The following is an 18,279-nucleotide window of genomic DNA, read 5'->3' as shown; positions in this document are numbered from 1 at the left end:
TTGTGTAGCTACAAAAGCACATCGAGGGCTAGGTAAAATAGGTTATTTAGGGCTATCACTTACTGCGCCTGCACTGCTCTACCTTCAATATCCTAGCTTTGCACGCTGTTAGCGTCAGGTTTAGTACCTGAAAATGATTAAGTATTATTGCCCATGGATATAATGTAGCTTTTTAGCTTACCAATACCCCTTTTATAAATGCGCGCATTGTGTTGAAATTACACCTCACCAATTGTTAGGACTACTTACAAAACATGGCTGGAAAGATCCCACGAAATTTTATTGACGATTTACTCGCCAGAACAGATATTGTAGAGCTAATAGACTCTAAAGTTGGTCTTAAAAAAGCAGGCAAAGACTACCAAGCTTGCTGCCCTTTCCATAACGAAAAATCCCCCTCGTTTACTGTTTCTCAAGATAAACAGTTTTACCACTGCTTTGGCTGTGGTGCTAATGGCAACGCTATTTCGTTTGTTATGGAATACGACAAGCTTGAATTTGTTGATGCCATAGAAGAGCTCGCAAGCCTTTTAAATTTAGACGTACCTCGCGAGAAAGGCAGTAGCTCAGCACCTGAGCGCACGGCAGCGCAAAAGCGCTCAGATTACGATTTAATGTTACACACGGCACGCTTTTACCAGCATCAATTAAAGCACCACAGTAACTCTGCTGCGGTGATTGACTATGTAAAAGGGCGTGGTTTAAGTGGCGAAACCGTTAAAAAGTTTATGATTGGTTATGCGCCGAGCGAATGGGAAGCGCTGTGCCAACAACTTGGCCGAACAAAAGAGCAAAAAGAACAGCTGGTCGAGCTTAAGCTCGCCTCAGAAAAAACACCAGGTAGGCAGTTTGATTTTTTCCGTGATCGGTTAATGTTCCCTATTCGTGATAAACGTGGCCGTGTTATTGCCTTTGGCGGGCGTGTAATGCAAGCCGACCAAGGGCCAAAATACCTCAACTCACCTGAGACCCGCATTTTTCATAAAGGCTTTGAGCTATATGGTCTGTATGAGGCAAAACAAGCACATAAAAAGCTTGAACATGTACTCATTGTAGAAGGTTACATGGATGTAGTTGCACTTGCAGAGCAAGGTATTGAATATGCCGTAGCTGCGCTTGGTACCGCAACAACAAGCGAGCATATGCATACGCTATTTAGAACCACTGACAAAGTTATTTGTTGTTACGATGGCGACAGAGCTGGCCGCGACGCGGCATGGCGAGCACTAGAAAATGCCCTGCCCTACTTAAACGATGGCAAAGCATTACACTTTGTATTTTTGCCTGACGGCGAAGACCCCGATTCACTGGTTCAGCAAGAAGGTAAAACACAGTTTGAGCAACGTTTAAGCCAAGCAGATGATTTTACCAAAGTGTTATTTAATAAGCTTAGCCAAGAAGTAGACCTAACACTCGACTCAGGCAAAGCGAAGCTATTAAGTGCCGCCTTGCCGTTAATTGAAAAAATTCCGAGTGAATTTTACCAAGAAAATATTTTAGAGCAGTTAGGGCGATTAATTGGCCGTACGCGTGAGCAACTAAATAGCCGCTTAAAAACACCAAAGCAACAACACGCTGTTGAGCGAAAATTTAAAATTACCCCAATGCGCCAAGCTATTGGTATTTTAATTCAGCACCCACAGTTAGCTAAAAGTGTGCCCCATTTGCCAGAATTGGCGCAAATGAACATAGCGGGTATTGGTTTGCTACTGCGCTTACAAGAGCGCGCACTGCAAAAAGACAATGCGAACACAGCAGTTTTACTTGAATCATTTAGAGATTCCGAGGATTACGAACCGCTAGTAAAGCTTGCCACATGGCAGCACCAAATTAGTGATGAGCGTTTAGAGACTGTTTTTCAAAATACTTTTAAATTTATTGAAGATCAGTGTTTAAATTATCGACTAGAGACCCTATTAATAAAGGACAAGACACAGGGCTTATCAAGTGATGAAAAACTAGAATGTCATTTACTTATGACAGCGCTAAAAGCGAGTAACAGCTAGTCAGACTTGATTTAAACTGTTATACTGTGCTATTCACTGCGTCACATTATTAAAGTTAGTTAAAAGGCTAACTCTATGATGACGCCTGTTGTATCAACTTATCAGAGTGGAAGAAACAATCTCTATGGATCCAACTCCTCAGTCACAATTAAAACTTCTGATTCAAAAAGGTAAAGAGCAAGGCTACTTAACTTTTGCTGAAGTAAATGATCACCTTCCACAAGACATAATCGACTCAGATCAAGTAGAAGATATCATTAGCATGATTAATGACATGGGTATCAAGGTTAGCGAAAACGCGCCTGATGCTGATGAATTAATGATGCAAGAAACCACGACAGACGAAGACGCAGCAGAAGCTGCTGCTGCAGCCCTTGCAACTGTAGAAAAAGAAATTGGCCGTACAACTGACCCAGTGCGCATGTATATGCGTGAAATGGGTACTGTTGAACTTCTTACACGTGAAGGCGAAATTGTAATCGCTAAGCGTATTGAAGAAGGTATCAACCAGGTACAAATTTCTGTTGCCGAATACCCTGAAGCGATTACTTACCTACTTGAACAGTGGGATAAGTTTGAAGCAGAAGAAATGCGCTTAAGCGACATTATTTCAGGCTTTTTCGACCCTAACGAAGACGAAGCGCAAATCTCAGCAACTCACATCGGCTCTGAATTAAGTGAAGAACAACTTGATGAAGACGATAATGAAGATGACAAAGACAGCGATGACGATGAAGACGAAGAAGAAGTAGATACAGGCCCAGATCCAGAAGAAGCCCGTATTCACTTTGAAAACTTACGTGATTTATACGTTAAAGCTCGCGCTACCTTTGATGAAAAAGGGCGTTCGCACCCAGATTCTCAAGCCGCTATTTTTGAAATTGGCGAGCTTTTCAGAACCTTTAAATTAGTACCAAAACAGTTTGATCGCATGGTTAACAACATGCGTGAAATGATGGATAGAGTGCGTATTCAAGAACGCCTTATCATGAAACAAGCGGTACAAATTGCTAAGCTACCTAAGAAAACGTTTATTAAGCACTTTGCTAATAACGAAACTGACTCAGCGTGGCTTGACCTAGAAATAAATGCTAACGAAAAACATTCAGCTAAACTTGAAGAAGTGAAGCCTGAAATTATTCGTTGCATCCAAAAGCTATGTGTAATTGAAGAAAGCACAGGCTTAAGCATTGAGCGTATTAAAGACATTAACCGTCGTATGAGCATTGGTGAAGCAAAAGCGCGCCGTGCGAAAAAAGAAATGGTTGAAGCTAACTTACGTCTTGTAATCTCAATTGCTAAAAAATACACAAACCGTGGTTTACAGTTCTTAGATTTAATCCAAGAAGGTAACATTGGCTTGATGAAAGCGGTAGATAAGTTTGAATACCGCCGTGGTTATAAGTTCTCGACTTATGCTACGTGGTGGATTCGCCAAGCGATTACCCGCTCAATTGCTGACCAAGCAAGAACAATCCGTATTCCGGTACATATGATAGAAACGATTAATAAACTTAACCGTATCTCTCGTCAAATGTTACAAGAAATGGGTCGTGAGCCAAATCCTGAAGAATTAGCAGAACGCATGATGATGCCTGAGGATAAAATCCGTAAGGTACTTAAAATTGCCAAAGAGCCAATTTCGATGGAAACACCAATCGGTGATGATGAAGATTCGCACTTAGGTGACTTTATCGAAGATACCACTATTGATTCGCCAATCGACTCGGCAACTATGGAATCTCTTCGTGGCGCAACAAACGACGTGCTAGCAGGCCTTACAGCCCGTGAAGCTAAAGTACTTCGTATGCGCTTTGGTATTGATATGAATACCGACCACACCTTAGAAGAAGTAGGTAAACAGTTTGACGTAACACGTGAGCGTATTCGTCAAATAGAAGCGAAAGCACTGCGTAAATTACGCCACCCTTCTCGCTCTGATTTACTAAAAAGCTTTTTAGACGCTAAATAATTTAGCGCTTCATATAAACTAAAAAAGGCCGCTGTAGCGGCCTTTTTTCTATTTAAAGGAATCAACCATGGCTTGGATCCAAATCCGTATCAATGCCAATGCTGCTACCGCAGATGCAGTGAGTGACTTATTAATGGAAGCAGGCAGCGCCTCTGTTACTTTTATTGACGCTAAAGACACACCTATTTATGAGCCTAAAATTGGTACCGTTGAGTTTTGGGCCGATACCACTGTAATTGGTCTATTTGAAGCCAATCATGATATGAACGCGGTAATTGCATTACTTAAGCGTCATGATGAAATTAAAGACACACTGGTATACAAAATTGAGCAACTAGAAGATAAAGACTGGGAACGTGAGTGGATGGATAACTTTCACCCAATCCAGTTCGGCGAAAAACTGTGGATATGCCCAAGCTGGCGCGACATTCCAGACCCAGATGCAGTTAATGTACTGCTCGACCCAGGCCTTGCGTTTGGTACGGGTACGCATGCAACAACGGCACTGTGCCTTAAATGGCTAGAAAGCCAAGACCTAACCGGCAAAACGGTAGTTGATTTTGGTTGTGGCTCGGGCATTTTAGGTATTGCAGCCATTAAACTTGGCGCAGAGCGCATGATAGGTATTGATATCGACCCGCAAGCTCTAGAAGCAAGCTTAGATAACGCACAACGTAATGGCGTAGCCGATAAGCTTGAGGTATACCTACCAGAAAACCAACCTGAGTTTAGTGCTGATATTGTAGTCGCTAATATTTTAGCGCAGCCGCTGCGTGAGCTTCACAGTGTAATTTTGGGATTACTTAAACCGGGTGGCAAAATTGCTATGTCGGGCATATTAGAAGAACAAGCCCAATCGGTTGCCGATATTTACGCACCGTTTATTGAGCTTGACGATATTGCACTAGAGGGTGATTGGACCCGTGTAAGCGGTACAAAAAATAGCTAACCGCATACATTTATAAATTTAGAGTTTTAACTCAAAACTTGCATGTAAAGCCTGTATTTAACAGGCTTTACTATTTTTTTACAGTTAGAAAATTAGCACGCATAATTTGACAAAATTATTTTTTGTTTAAATTTCAAACAAATCGACCCACTTGTCATGCGGTTATCAAAAGTCAATACGAAAAGGGCAAAAAAAAGTCACTTTTGTTCAATTTATAGCCTTTGATTTTTCCTAAAAAAACCGTAAACTTAGCGCCCCTTGAAAAGAGGCCTATTGAATACAGTGCGTATCGGTTCATACCAACTTGAGAATAATGTAATAGTCGCGCCAATGGCAGGTATTACAGACAGACCATTTAGACAGCTTTGCCGCCGCTTAGGCGCAGGCTTGGCCGTGTCTGAAATGTTATCGTCAAACCCGAAGGTTTGGAAAACTGAAAAATCGATGAACCGTATGGATCACAGCGGTGAGTCGGGTATACGCGCGGTGCAAATTGCAGGAGCTGATCCTGAGCTTATGGCGCAGGCCGCACAATTCAATGTTGCTAACGGTGCACAGATCATAGATATCAATATGGGGTGCCCAGCAAAAAAAGTGAACAAGAAACTCGCAGGCTCTGCATTATTACAGTTTCCTGAACTTGTGGAAGAGATAGTTGATGCAGTGGTTAACGCTGTTGATATCCCGGTCACACTTAAAATCCGTACAGGATGGGATCAGGACAACCGTAATGGTGTAGAGATTGCGAGAATAGCTGAGCGTTATGGCATTGCGTCACTTGCCGTACATGGGCGTACACGCGCATGTATGTACAAAGGTGAAGCAGAATATGCCACGATTAGGGATATAAAACGCTCAGTGTCGATACCTGTGGTTGCTAATGGTGATATTACATCTCCAGAAAAAGCAAAGCAGGTTTTGGACTATACGGGTGCAGATGCCATCATGATTGGCCGAGCCGCCCAAGGTCGCCCTTGGATATTTAGGGAGATAGACCACTATTTGCGAACTGGAGAACACTTACCACCACCTGCTATTTCAGAGGTGCGAAGTATTTTAATGGAGCATTTAGATAACCTCCATGCGTTTTACGGCGAGCCAATGGGAGCGCGAATCGCTCGCAAACATGTATCTTGGTATTTGCAAACCCATGACAGTGACGGTCAGTTTAGGCGAGTATTTAATGCGCTCGACAACCCACAAGCACAGGTTGACGCATTAACGCAATACTTTAAAACACTAGCAGCTAACTAAGAAAGAAAGAGATTAAATAATGTTCGAACAAAACGTGACTTCTCCATTTATCACAAACCCTCATGTTCAGTCACACGAGAAACCGCAGCCATTGCGTGATGCAGTAAAAAAAGCTGTTCACCACTATTTAAAGCAGCTTAACGGTCAAGATGTGCAAGACGTTTACGACCTTGTTCTTTCAGAGCTAGAAGCGCCATTACTTGAAGAAGTAATGACATACACACGTGGTAACCAAACTCGTGCGGCAATTTTACTAGGTATCAACCGTGGTACTTTACGTAAAAAGCTTAAAAAATACGGCATGAACTAATATGCTGGCTGTGAGTTATCGCAGCTAATTTTAAAAAAGCACCTTCGGGTGCTTTTTTTATGCGTACAATTTAGTTGAGATGTTGCAAAATGCTCACGCTTATTGGCGCTTTATAAGTCGTTTTTTGAGTAGTAATCAGTTAAAATGCCCGCTTCTAAGCTAGCTCATTAACTGAGGAAATTAAACTACAATGGATACTCATCGTCCTATTCGTCGCGCACTATTAAGTGTGTCTGATAAAACCGGTATTGTTGAATTTGCCCGCGCACTAGAAGCGCAAGGTGTAGATATTTTATCAACTGGCGGTACCTGCAAACTCCTTGCTGATAACGGCATAAAAGTGACTGAAGTATCAGATCACACAGGTCATCCTGAAATCATGGATGGTCGCGTAAAAACCCTTCATCCTAAAATTCACGGCGGTATTTTAGCGCGTCGCGGACAAGATGAAAGCGTAATGGCAGATAATAACATCTCTGCTATCGATATTGTTGTAGTTAACTTATACCCCTTTGCGAATACTGTCGCTCAAGAAAACTGCAGCCTTGAAGATGCTATTGAAAACATTGATATTGGCGGACCTACCATGGTTCGTGCAGCTGCTAAAAACCACAAAGACGTCACCATCGTGGTAAACGCAAACGATTACGAGCGCGTTATTAGCGAAATGCAAAGCAACAATGGCTCAACAACGTACAAAACACGTTTTGATTTAGCCATTGCCGCGTATGAGCACACAGCTCAGTACGATGGCATGATTGCTAACTACTTTGGCAAAATGGTACCTGATTACACTGAAGAAGCCGCTGAAGAGACTAAATTCCCACGCACTATCAATATGCAGTTCACTAAAAAGCAAGATATGCGTTACGGTGAAAACTCGCATCAAGATGCTGCTTTTTATGTTGAAAACAACGTAAGCGAAGCGTCTGTTGCAACAGCTACTCAGCTACAAGGTAAAGCCCTGTCGTTTAATAACATTGCAGATACCGACGCAGCACTTGAGTGTGTTAAAGAGTTTGATGTACCTGCATGTGTTATTGTTAAACACGCAAACCCGTGTGGCGTTTCAATTGGCGGAGATATTCTTAGTGCATACGACCGCGCCTTTAAAACAGATCCAACCTCAGCGTTTGGTGGCATTATTGCCTTTAACCGCGAGCTTGACGCTGCAACAGCACAAGCCATTGTTGAGCGTCAATTTGTTGAAGTAATTATTGCTCCTAGCGTTTCAAGCGAAGCAGCAAAAATTGTTGAAGCGAAAAAGAACGTACGCTTATTAGTGTGTGGTCAATGGAGCGGCAAAGCAACTGGCCACGATATTAAACGTGTTAACGGCGGTGTTTTAGTACAAGACCGCGACCTAGGCATGGTTACCCAAGGCGATTTAAAAGTCGTATCTAAGCGCCAGCCTTCTGAGCAAGAACTTAAAGATTTACTATTTTGCTGGAAAGTGGCTAAGTTTGTTAAATCAAACGCGATTGTATATGCTCGCGACGGTATGACCATTGGCGTAGGCGCAGGCCAAATGAGCCGTGTTTACTCAGCTAAAATAGCGGGTATTAAAGCCGCTGATGAAAACCTAGAAGTACCTGGCTCTGTAATGGCATCAGATGCGTTTTTCCCATTCCGTGATGGTATAGACGCAGCCGCAGCCGCTGGTATTACTGCGGTTATTCAACCGGGTGGTTCAATGCGCGATGAAGAAGTTATCGCCGCCGCTGACGAAGCTGGCATGGCGATGGTATTTACCGGCATGCGCCACTTCCGCCACTAATCACACAAAGGGTTAAACACAACGTTTAGCCCTTTTTGTTTGCAATCAATTCACGTATTCTGGTTCAACACCTATATAAAATGTTAAGGAACAAACGATGAAATTTGCACTAAAGTCACTACTTGTTGCCTCGCTTACGCTGACCTCAACAATGGCACTTAGCCATAACCATGAGTCAAGCCTTAGCCATGCTATTCAATCAAGCGAGCGTAGCGCTAAAAATAGCGCCCGCGATGAATACCGTCACCCTGAGCAAACACTGGCATTTTTTGGTTTTAAACCAACAATGACTGTGGTTGAAATTGCCCCAGGCGGTGGTTGGTACAGCGAAATTTTAGCCCCAGCACTTAAAGAGCAAGGCTTATATTACGCAGCGCATTTTCCGAGTGATTCATCGGTAGGTTACTACCAGCGCTCTTTAGCTGGCTTTAAGAAAAAAGTGGCCGAAGATGAGCGTTTTAGCAAAGTAAAAATTTCTGAGTTTGCCCCATTAACGCACACTGATATTGCCCCTGCCGGCACTGCCGACATGGTATTAACCTTTCGCAATGTACATAACTGGTACATGGGTAAAGACACTAAAGGCGCACTCAGTGCATTTAAGTCTTTTTATAAAGCGTTAAAACCAGGTGGCGTATTAGGTGTAGTTGAACACCGCTTAGATGAAAGCCGACCTGATGGGGATCAAAAATCAACCGGCTACATGAAGCAAAGTTACGTGGTCGATTTAGCTAAAAAAGCTGGATTTGAATTAGTTGCAAGCAGTGAGATTAACGCCAATCCAAAAGATACAGCCGATCACCCTAAAGGGGTGTGGACGCTACCACCTAGCTTACGCCTTGGCGAACAAGACGCTGATAAATACAAAGCTATTGGTGAAAGCGACCGTATGACGCTGAAATTTAAAAAACCGCTTTAAATAGGAATATTTCGCCATGAATGTATTAGTCATTGGCAGCGGCGGCCGCGAACACGCACTTGCGTTTAAGGCCGCTCAAAACACGAAAGTAAACACTGTATTTGTAGCACCGGGTAATGCCGGTACTGCACTTGAGCCAAAACTAGAAAACGTTGCAATTAACGTTGAAGACCTAGATGGCCTATTAAGCTTTGCACAACAAAACAATGTAGAACTTACGATTGTTGGTCCTGAAGTACCGCTTGTATTAGGCGTAGTAGATAAGTTCCGTGAACACGGTCTCGCTATTTTTGGTCCAACAGCCGGTGCAGCGCAGCTAGAAGGCTCTAAGTCGTTTACTAAAGACTTTTTAGCTCGCCATGCCATCCCAACCGCTGATTACCAAACGTTTGAACAAATTGACCCTGCCCTTGCTTATTTAAAAGAAAAAGGCGCGCCAATTGTAATAAAAGCAGATGGCCTAGCAGCTGGTAAAGGCGTTATTGTGGCAATGGATGAACGCGAAGCTGAAGATGCTATTCGCGATATGCTTGCCGGTAATGCTTTTGGCGAGGCTGGCAGCCGCGTCGTGATCGAAGAGTTTTTAGAAGGCGAAGAAGCCTCTTTTATTGTTATGGTTGATGGTAAAAACATTTTGCCATTTGCAACAAGCCAAGATCATAAGCGTGCATACAATGGCGATGAAGGTCCAAATACTGGCGGCATGGGCGCATACTCACCGGCACCTGTAGTAACCGACGAAATCCACCAGCGCATTATGAACGAAGTAATCGTTCCTACCGTTGAGGGTATGGCAAGCGAAGGCCATCCTTACACTGGCTTTTTATACGCAGGCTTAATGATTGATGCTCAAGGCACGCCTAAAGTAATTGAGTACAACTGTCGTTTTGGAGACCCAGAAACGCAACCTATGATGCTTCGTCTTAAATCAGACTTAGTTGAACTAGTTGAAGCGGCAAACCGCGAAGAACTTGATAAAACAACCATTGAGTTTGACCCGCGCGCAGCCGTAGGTGTTGTAATTGCCGCTAAAGGCTACCCAGGTGATTACCCTAAAGGTGATGCAATATCAGGCCTTAAAGTTAACTACCCTGCTGATGAAAAAGTATTTCATGCGGGTACTAAGCAAGATGGCGAAAACGTTGTCACCGCAGGTGGACGTGTATTATGTGCAACGGCACTCGGCAATACCGTTACCGAGGCACAGCAACGTGCATACGAGCTTGTAAAACAAATTAGCTGGGAAGGTATGGAGTACCGCACCGATATTGCTTACAGAGCGATTGCTCGAGAGCAGTAGCCTGTAACTAAATTATTGGTTTAACTTAGGGCCTGTTTATCTTTCGAGATTAAATTTGCAGCAGTGTGTTTGGCATTTAGGCAAGGCAGAGCCTATGTAGTGTGGTTATTCCCCATAAATAGGCGATAACGCAGTATAAATACCAAACACGCGCTGCACGAAGGTTCGTCCTAGGGACGATTAACTCTTTGTTGCTCGGTTTTTACTTAGCCCACTAGGTTACAAACCTCGCGCCACGATTAAATCGTCCCTAGTTAGAACAAATTTTAATCCTGAAGGATAAGCAGGCCCTAAAAATTTAACTAAAAAAGCGCAGTTTATATGCGCTTTTTTAGTGCTACACTAATTAAAAGATTTATTACAAGTATACAACGTTGGAAACGAAAACTTTACGTTATCATGCCGCGGCCATAGCCATACTGATTTTCATATTTTATATTATTAGCACACTCGCTTCTAACCTGGTTGTGCCGACTCGCTATACCATCGATAAAACCACGCCTGTATATTTAGACTTTGCCTACTACATAGATGAAAGTAAATCTCACACACTCAACGATATTATTTTAAATCCCGAGCTAATCACCCACCAGCCGTTAACCGATATTCAATGGAGCTTTAAGCAGCAAAACTATTGGCTATTTATAGACCTTGAAAATAAAAGTTTAGATGCTCAAGACATTGTTGCCCATTTTGATAACCCGATGGTTGATCACCTAAGCGTGTATCGGTTAAACAAAAGAAATGAGCTTATAGAAAGCTATAAATTAGGTGATAAAGTAAAGTCTCTCACGCTTTTTCAATATAGCGTACCGCATATACGTTTTGCACTTGAGAGTAAAACAACAGAGCGCTTAGCCATAAAAATAGATACAACGGGGATCAGCAAAACGCCGGTTAATTTGTATCGCCATAAAGAATTTGTTGATTTAGTTCGCTCGCAAACCGGCATTTGGGGGATATTTGCCGGCGTTTTATTAATGGCTGCTCTGTATAATTTAGTGCTTTATTTTGGGATTAAAGACCGCGTTTATTTAGTTTATATAGGCTATATAATTAGTGCGCTGTGTTTAATGGGCATTGTAATGGGCTTTGGCTTTTACTTGTGGCCCCTAGAGTGGCAATTGTACTTACACGAAAAAGTGATTTTTTCAAACTACGCAATGGCCTTTTTTACGCTCGCCTTTTGCACCATGTTTTTGCGCTACCACAAGGACAAATGCTGGCGCTATAAAATGAGTAAAGCGCTACTTATTTTAATATCTTTATTATCAATCACCACTTTATTTATACCCGAGTACATTGCAGCACCCATCTTTTTTTGTGTATTAAGCTTGTTATATATTACGTGTGTTATTTTAATTTATAACAAACTACGCACGGGCTTTAGGTGGGCGAAGTTTTACGTTTTTTCGTGGGTTCCCCTCATTGTTGGCGCGGCAATACAGCCGTTAGAATTAACGGGCTATTTGGATTATAGCTTTGCGATTCGTCACGCGTTTTTAGTGGCTATATTGTGTGAAGTTATTTTAATGGCTATGGCACTTGCCGATAGAGTGCGCTACCAGCGCGAGCGTGCGCTTTATCATGCTACACATACACAGCAAACTAAATTACTTAACAGTGCCAAATTAAAACAAGCGTTTATGAGCTTACAAGCACAGGGGCGAAATACCACCTTGTGTTTAATTAAAATTCGCCATTTTAACTCGCTCAATACCATTATTACCCCATCGCAAGGCTACACTTTAATAAAGCACGTGGCTAAACAAATAGAGTTAGAGCTTAGCCATGAGCGCGAATTTACCAATCTCGATACAGATTTTAATAACAGCCCCCGCTTAGCCGACTTAGGCAGCGGGGTATTTGCCTGCATATCTACTAAAAACCAAAACCAGGAGTCACTTGAAGGGGCCTTAATTAAAGTTATAAATAGCCTGCCCAAGCAATACGAAATTCAAGGTTTAAACTTACAACTTACCTATAACATAGGGATTAGTAGCGCAGCCCACAGTGACGACTTTGAATACTGGACCAAACGGGGTTACTTGGCACTTAAAAAAGCTAAAAGTAATAACGATTTAGTAGTAAGCGCCTCTAACGGCAGTAATATATTAATGGATGTGGCATTGGCCGCTAAATTACAAAAAGCAATTAAAGACAACCAACTAGCGTTGTATTATCAGCCTCAAATAGGGTTGAACTTTAATCAAGTATGTGGCGCCGAAGCGCTGCTACGTTGGCCCGACCCGGCTTTTAAAGGCGTACCGATAGAAGAGCTGATCACCCTTGCTGAGCACACAGGTATTATTAACGAGCTTACCTTATGGGTTATTGAGCAAGCCTGTAAGGATATCCTCAAACTAACCGAGCAAGGCTATAACGATCACCCAATTAGCGTAAATTTAAGTGCTAAAAATCTGTCGATTAAAAACCTAGCCGAAAAAGTCGAAAACGTCCTTATAAAATACCAAGTTCCGGCGCAGCTTCTTAAGTTTGAATTAACGGAGTCAGCATTAGTCGAAAGCCACGAAGCGCTTATTTCATTGGTTAATGAGCTTTCTGATTTAGGGGTGCGCGTGGTCCTTGATGACTTTGGCACTGGCTATTCATCGCTAAGTTATTTGGTTAATTATCGCTTTACGGAGCTCAAAGTAGATAAATCGTTTGTATTTGATTTAACGAATAACACCGCCAATAAAGTGATTGTGCAAACCGCTATAGATATGGCACATAACCTAGGGCTATCTATAACTATGGAAGGCATAGAAACCCAAGATGTGCACCACTTATTAAAAGAAATGGGGGCCGACAGAGCGCAAGGTTACCTATACGCTAAGCCCCTTCCCTTAGATGACTATTTGTATTTCTTAAAAAGCCAATACAGTTTAAAGATGTTAAACTCCACGTTTTAATATCAACATCTTTAGGGGCCAAGTAAAGATGCAAGGCACTTTGCGTAAATTAAAATCGAGCTTAACAGAGCCGGTTCAATATCATCTTCCTGTGGGCGACAACCTAGTCGACCTAAACGCACTCATTGGTAAAGAGTTAACGCTGACGTTTAGCGGTACCATTTTATGCTCAAACTGTGGCAAAAAAACCAAAAAGAGTTACTCGCAAGGCCACTGTTTTGTGTGTATGCGCAAGCTTGCTAGCTGCGATATGTGCATTATGAAACCAGAAACCTGCCATTACGATAAAGGCACTTGCCGCGAGCCGCAATGGGGCGAAGAAAACTGCATGATCCCGCATTATGTGTATTTAGCCAATACCTCAGGGCTTAAAGTAGGCATTACTCGCCATACACAAATACCGACACGTTGGGTTGATCAAGGCGCCACTCAAGCACTGCCTATTTTTAAAGTACAAACACGTTTGCAATCAGGTTTAGTTGAGGTGGCATTGGCCGAGTTTATTGCCGATAAAACCAATTGGCGTAACATGCTAAAGGGCCAAAACGAAGCCATTGACCTTAAAGCCGCCGCGGCAGAGCTGATCCCGCAAATTAGCGATAAATTAAACGAGCTAAGCGAGTTATTTGGTGCCACAGCCATAGAGCAACTTGATGAAGACGTGGTTGATTTAAACTTTCCGGTAACAGAGTACCCCACTAAAATTAGCTCGTTTAATTTTGATAAAAACCCAGTAGTAAGCGGCGTGCTGCAAGGTATAAAAGGTCAGTACTTAATTTTTGATACTGGCGTTATTAATGTGCGTAAATTTACCTCATACGAGGTAACAGTAGGGTAAGTATGCTAAACAGCTTTCCACAATTATTAATTGTTTATAATGAGCTTGAAATAGCGCACGATAAACAAGAACAAGAAGCGTTTTTGCACAGCGTTACGCAAAGTGAGCTTAGTAATGTGCGCGTGTTAAACAAGCAAGGTGAGTACGTTGGCCTACACGGCGCTGCATGCGCCCCTCTTTCACAGGAGCAGCTAGCGCAACTGGTCACTACTTATTTATTAAATGAAGGGCAATGCTGCCTTGGCAAAATTAAAACCCTTAATACCAAGCAGGCGTTTGATTTACTGGGTTTATAAACCTTAGTTATACCAATTCGCTTAATTAAGTATTATTGCGGATTAGTCTTAGTACTCACTAAGCACTTTTATATGCGCTACAGCACTTCTTCCTAATGCTGATAGCGCATAGCCCCCTTCAAGGTAAGATATAACACCTTTGCAGCCACTCTCTTTTGCAACGTCGCATAATTGCTCTGTAAGCCAGCTGTAGTCATCTTCTACAAACTTTAAACTTGCCATGTCATCTTCTAGGTGGGCATCAAACCCTGCACTAATAAATAGCAGCTCTGGCTTAAAGGCTTCTAATTTTGGCAACCATTGGGTATTAAACACTTCTTTTAAATCATCGCCACTACTGGCAATTGGCAAAGGGGAATTAACTATGTGGCTGTTATTTTTTACGGCTGTGTTTGGGTAAAATGGGTATTGAAATAACGAACAAAGTAATACGTTTTCATCGTTTATAAATATGTCTTGGGTGCCATTACCATGGTGTACGTCAAAATCAGCTATTGCTATACGCTTAATGCCTTTGCTTTGAGCATACTTAACTGCTATTGCTAAATTATTAAATACACAAAACCCAGAAGAAGCGTGTGCATTGGTATGATGCCCTGGCGGGCGTACAGCGCAAAACGCCGCATCGAGTTTATCTGCGAGTATTTCATCTACAGCCAACAACCCTGCTCCTACGGCGCGCTCTACCGCTTTAAACGAATCAGGGCAAAGCCAGGTGTCGCCATCAAGGTTATGTAGCCCCTGCTCAGGAACTAAGCGCTCCACAAGGTTAACTAATGACTCATCATGGGCTAATAAGTAATGCTCACGCTGCGCTTTAGGCGCTTGTAGATGCGTTAAGCCAATATCTACCCCACTTGCCAAAAGTCTATCTGCAATAGCGTCTAGGCGCTCTGGGCACTCAGGATGATCGTCAATCATTTTATGTTTACGGCAATGAGGATGTGAAATAACTGCAGTACGCATAAACGCTCCTTTAATGTGAGTGCTTAATATAACAAAGCCACCTTACGGTGGCTTTGCGACTTTGGTGTATAGCATCACTACTTAGCTTTTAAATTAAGGTTTCTAAAATCAAAACTAAAGTCTGTTACCGCTGTTGATACGGCGCGCATTTTTGCGCTATTAACACGGTTGTTTGCGCCCATATCAAAACGAATAAACGCATCGGCCTCGAGTAGCTTTTCATCCCACTTAACAATAAACGTATTACCTGTGTAATGCTCAAGCGTGCCTTTTAAGCGTTTGGTATGGGTAAAATCAATACGTAGTTTGCCATCGAGTTGCTCAATAATTACATCGCCGTACCAATCGTCATGTAACGTGCCGGTGTAATTTATATTAGGTAACTGTGGCTGGTAATCTGCTGGGGTGTCGGGTTTTGCATTGGCGTAGGCTTTTTGTTTACTCGCAAAATGTTTTTTAGCCAACTCTTCAACCCAGTCTTTATCTTCAAGTTCAAGGGCATCTTCAAGCACTTCGTGGGTTACTGCCGAAAGTGCACTAAATGCTTGCTGATTAGATAAAATAACAATGCCAAGTTTTTTCTCAGGCAATAATGTGACTTGCGACACCATACCTAAAATGCCCCCGCCGTGGCCTAGCTTTTTAAAGCCGTGGTAATCTTCAATGCTCCAACCTAGCCCATAGCCTCTAAATTGCTGATGATAGGCCTCATACGCACTTTTAGAAGCCATAGAGGTAATATGCGGATGCCACATTTGCGCTTGCTGTTTTTCACTAAATAGTTGCTCGCCGCTTGGCATTTTTCCGCCAGCTAACTGCGTTAGTAACCATTGGCTCATATCGTTTACGCTTGATGCAATAGCCCCTGCGCCTCTAAAATCTTCTAGGTAGTTAACAAAAAAAGGATTGAGCTTGCCATCCATTGGTATGTGGCCAATTGCCCAGTTTTTATTGCTTTTTGGAATACGCGAAAAGCCCGCGCGAGAGTTATCCATGTGCAAAGGCTGTAATATATTTTTTTCGATGTAATCGTTCCAGCTCATACCTGATACACGTGCCACCACTTCGCCTGCGGTTACAAACATTAAGTTGTTATAGGCATACTGGCTGCGAAAGCTGCTGGCTGGCTTTAAATACTGTAGGCCGGCTAAAATATCCTCTATAGATTTATCAGTACTTGGCCAAATCATTAAATCGCCCTGCCCAAGCCCTAAGCCACTGCGATGGCTTAATAAATCACGAACACGCATTTCGCGGGTGACGTAGGAATCGTACAACCTAAACTCAGGTAAGTGGTCAATTACCCTGTCATCCCAACTCAACTTACCTTCATCAACCAACTTAGCCAGCGCTGCACTGGTGAACGCTTTTGTGTTTGAGGCAATACCAAAAAGTGTGTCTTTGTTCACTTTTGCATTTGTATTGAGGTTGCTTGTCCCAAACCCTTTGGCAAATACAACTTTATCGTCTTGCACAACCGCTACCGCCATACCCGGTACGTCAAAGCGTGCCATTGAGGTGTTAATAACCTCTTCTAAGTCCGTGGTATTAATTTGTGCCCAACTATTAAAAGTGGCACTGGCAAGCAACGCTAAACTGGCTAATTTGGTGAGTTTCATGATTATCCTTATTATTTTTGGTGCACTGCAAATTCAATATCAGCACGCTCTTTATTTGTATCGGGCTTATGCGGCCGATTAAGTATTGCATCACTGTATTCTTTTGGTACGCCCGCCTCAAGCGCCCCGCGATGAACGTGCTGAATATACCAGTCGTATGGCAGTACATCGTTATCGTGGGTGTTAGCAATATAGCAGTGGGCCTCTATTTGCTCCCCATCTAACAAAGCGGGCTTAATAGCCACGCAATCGTAGCCTGGGCCCTCTATGGTGTCTAAAATTGCTTTTTCGGCTTCATCAAGTTCATACACCACGCCATATACCAAGGCGTTTTTGTCATCACTTTTTTGAATACTGCACTTGCCCGAGCCATCTTTAAATAACATATTAAACGTAAGCTCGTAGCCTTTTAGTACAGCCGTGCCGACTCGCTTTGCTTTTGGTAAACGCGCAAGCAAGCGGTTAGAGGACATATTCGATCCAAACGAAAAATTATAAATAGGCATGACTTCTCCCTAGGGTTAAATTACTACACGGATGGCTAAAGCAATTAAAATAACACCTATACCCCGGTCAAACCAATAGCCGCTTTTTTGAAAAAACGCCCGTACACTGGGTTTTGACAACACTAAAGAAAGCATAGAAAACCACACCCACGTTGCCAAAGCCATATAAACCCCATACACAATTTGCACGCTAGTTGGTGTAGTTACACTAATAACTAAGGTAAATAACGACATAAAAAAGAGAGTGGCTTTAGGATTAAGCGCGTTGGTTAAAAAGCCACGTCTAAATGCATGCCATACGCTTTCTTGTGGGGTTGTTTTGTTTTCTATGTTGTCTGTTTTATTTACCGGTGGTTTGGCAGCCCTTAATGCTTGTACGCCTAAATAGGCTAAATACGCCCCCGCAACGTACTTTAATGCCATAAATAAATTAGGCGATTGCGTTAAAATTAGCGCTACCCCTAATACGCAGTATCCTACGTGTAATAAAATAGCAGCGCCCACGCCAGCGCTTGTCCATAGGGCGTTACGCCTGCCCTGCTGTATACTTTGTTTGAGCACCACGGCAAAGTCGGGGCCTGGGCTGGCTACTGCAAAAAAGTGGGCGATGGCAATCAGTAAAAATTCGTCTAAGTAGTTCACAAGTATCCGG

At 42.7% G+C, this 18,279-nt stretch carries 15 protein-coding genes; 11 read left to right on the top strand and 4 right to left on the bottom strand.

From position 1 onward, the window contains the following. The first annotated feature begins 254 nt into the window (after nt 1-254). From dnaG to SJY38_RS00750, 11 genes are all read left to right on the top strand, one after another. Nucleotides 255-2,006 carry a DNA primase gene (dnaG, locus tag SJY38_RS00800; protein ID WP_024031414.1) on the top strand — a complete coding sequence of 584 codons (1,752 nt, stop codon included), beginning with the start codon at nt 255-257 and terminating at the stop codon, nt 2,004-2,006. Nucleotides 2,007-2,130: 124 nt separating this feature from the next. Continuing rightward, entirely contained in the window at nt 2,131-3,978 is a 1,848-nt protein-coding gene (gene rpoD / locus SJY38_RS00795; protein ID WP_004588628.1) for an RNA polymerase sigma factor RpoD, read from the top strand. Nucleotides 3,979-4,045: 67 nt separating this feature from the next. After that, complete coding sequence (gene prmA, locus SJY38_RS00790) at nt 4,046-4,927, top strand: 50S ribosomal protein L11 methyltransferase (RefSeq protein ID WP_004588629.1); 882 nt, start codon at nt 4,046-4,048, stop codon at nt 4,925-4,927. Nucleotides 4,928-5,209: 282 nt separating this feature from the next. Beyond that, complete coding sequence (gene dusB / locus SJY38_RS00785) at nt 5,210-6,181, top strand: tRNA dihydrouridine synthase DusB (protein WP_004588630.1); 972 nt, start codon at nt 5,210-5,212, stop codon at nt 6,179-6,181. Between the two features lie 19 nt (nt 6,182-6,200). Next, a complete protein-coding gene (gene fis, locus SJY38_RS00780; protein ID WP_002957804.1) occupies nt 6,201-6,491 on the top strand; it encodes a DNA-binding transcriptional regulator Fis in 291 nt (96 codons plus the stop codon). Nucleotides 6,492-6,681: 190 nt separating this feature from the next. Then, nucleotides 6,682-8,268, top strand: a complete 1,587-nt coding sequence (gene purH, locus SJY38_RS00775; protein ID WP_377109097.1) for a bifunctional phosphoribosylaminoimidazolecarboxamide formyltransferase/IMP cyclohydrolase — start codon at nt 6,682-6,684, stop codon at nt 8,266-8,268. 97 nt (nt 8,269-8,365) lie between these two features. Next, nucleotides 8,366-9,187: a class I SAM-dependent methyltransferase gene (locus SJY38_RS00770; RefSeq protein WP_121638028.1), complete on the top strand. Its 822-nt coding sequence runs from the start codon at nt 8,366-8,368 to the stop codon at nt 9,185-9,187. Nucleotides 9,188-9,203: 16 nt separating this feature from the next. Continuing rightward, complete coding sequence (gene purD, locus SJY38_RS00765; RefSeq protein WP_377109095.1) at nt 9,204-10,487, top strand: phosphoribosylamine--glycine ligase; 1,284 nt, start codon at nt 9,204-9,206, stop codon at nt 10,485-10,487. A gap of 374 nt (nt 10,488-10,861) precedes the next feature. Further along, nucleotides 10,862-13,402, top strand: a complete 2,541-nt coding sequence (locus tag SJY38_RS00760) for an EAL domain-containing protein (protein ID WP_377109093.1) — start codon at nt 10,862-10,864, stop codon at nt 13,400-13,402. A gap of 28 nt (nt 13,403-13,430) precedes the next feature. Continuing rightward, entirely contained in the window at nt 13,431-14,240 is an 810-nt protein-coding gene (locus tag SJY38_RS00755; protein ID WP_055252638.1) for a DUF2797 domain-containing protein, read from the top strand. A 2-nt stretch (nt 14,241-14,242) separates the two neighbouring features. Beyond that, nucleotides 14,243-14,536 (top strand): hypothetical protein, encoded by a 294-nt coding sequence (locus SJY38_RS00750; RefSeq protein ID WP_377109091.1) that lies wholly within the window; start codon nt 14,243-14,245, stop codon nt 14,534-14,536. 48 nt (nt 14,537-14,584) lie between these two features. Here the strand turns inward: SJY38_RS00750 and SJY38_RS00745 are convergent, their stop codons facing one another. The 4 genes from SJY38_RS00745 to SJY38_RS00730 form a co-directional block, all read right to left on the bottom strand. After that, nucleotides 14,585-15,502, bottom strand: coding sequence for a histone deacetylase family protein (locus SJY38_RS00745; protein WP_377109090.1), 918 nt, complete (start codon nt 15,500-15,502; stop codon nt 14,585-14,587). Between the two features lie 77 nt (nt 15,503-15,579). Further along, nucleotides 15,580-17,121, bottom strand: coding sequence for a serine hydrolase (locus SJY38_RS00740; RefSeq protein WP_138579473.1), 1,542 nt, complete (start codon nt 17,119-17,121; stop codon nt 15,580-15,582). Nucleotides 17,122-17,132: 11 nt separating this feature from the next. Then, nucleotides 17,133-17,627, bottom strand: coding sequence for a gamma-glutamylcyclotransferase family protein (locus tag SJY38_RS00735; RefSeq protein ID WP_273611685.1), 495 nt, complete (start codon nt 17,625-17,627; stop codon nt 17,133-17,135). A 15-nt stretch (nt 17,628-17,642) separates the two neighbouring features. Further along, nucleotides 17,643-18,269, bottom strand: coding sequence for a LysE family translocator (locus SJY38_RS00730; protein WP_054983275.1), 627 nt, complete (start codon nt 18,267-18,269; stop codon nt 17,643-17,645). Nucleotides 18,270-18,279: the final 10 nt, after the last annotated feature.

Origin of the sequence: Pseudoalteromonas sp. R86517, from assembly GCF_042466295.1 — a bacterium.
GTDB classification, from domain to species: domain Bacteria; phylum Pseudomonadota; class Gammaproteobacteria; order Enterobacterales; family Alteromonadaceae; genus Pseudoalteromonas; species Pseudoalteromonas atlantica.
The sequence above is the reverse complement of the archived record's forward strand: the minus strand, read 5'-3'. Positions and strand labels throughout refer to the sequence as shown.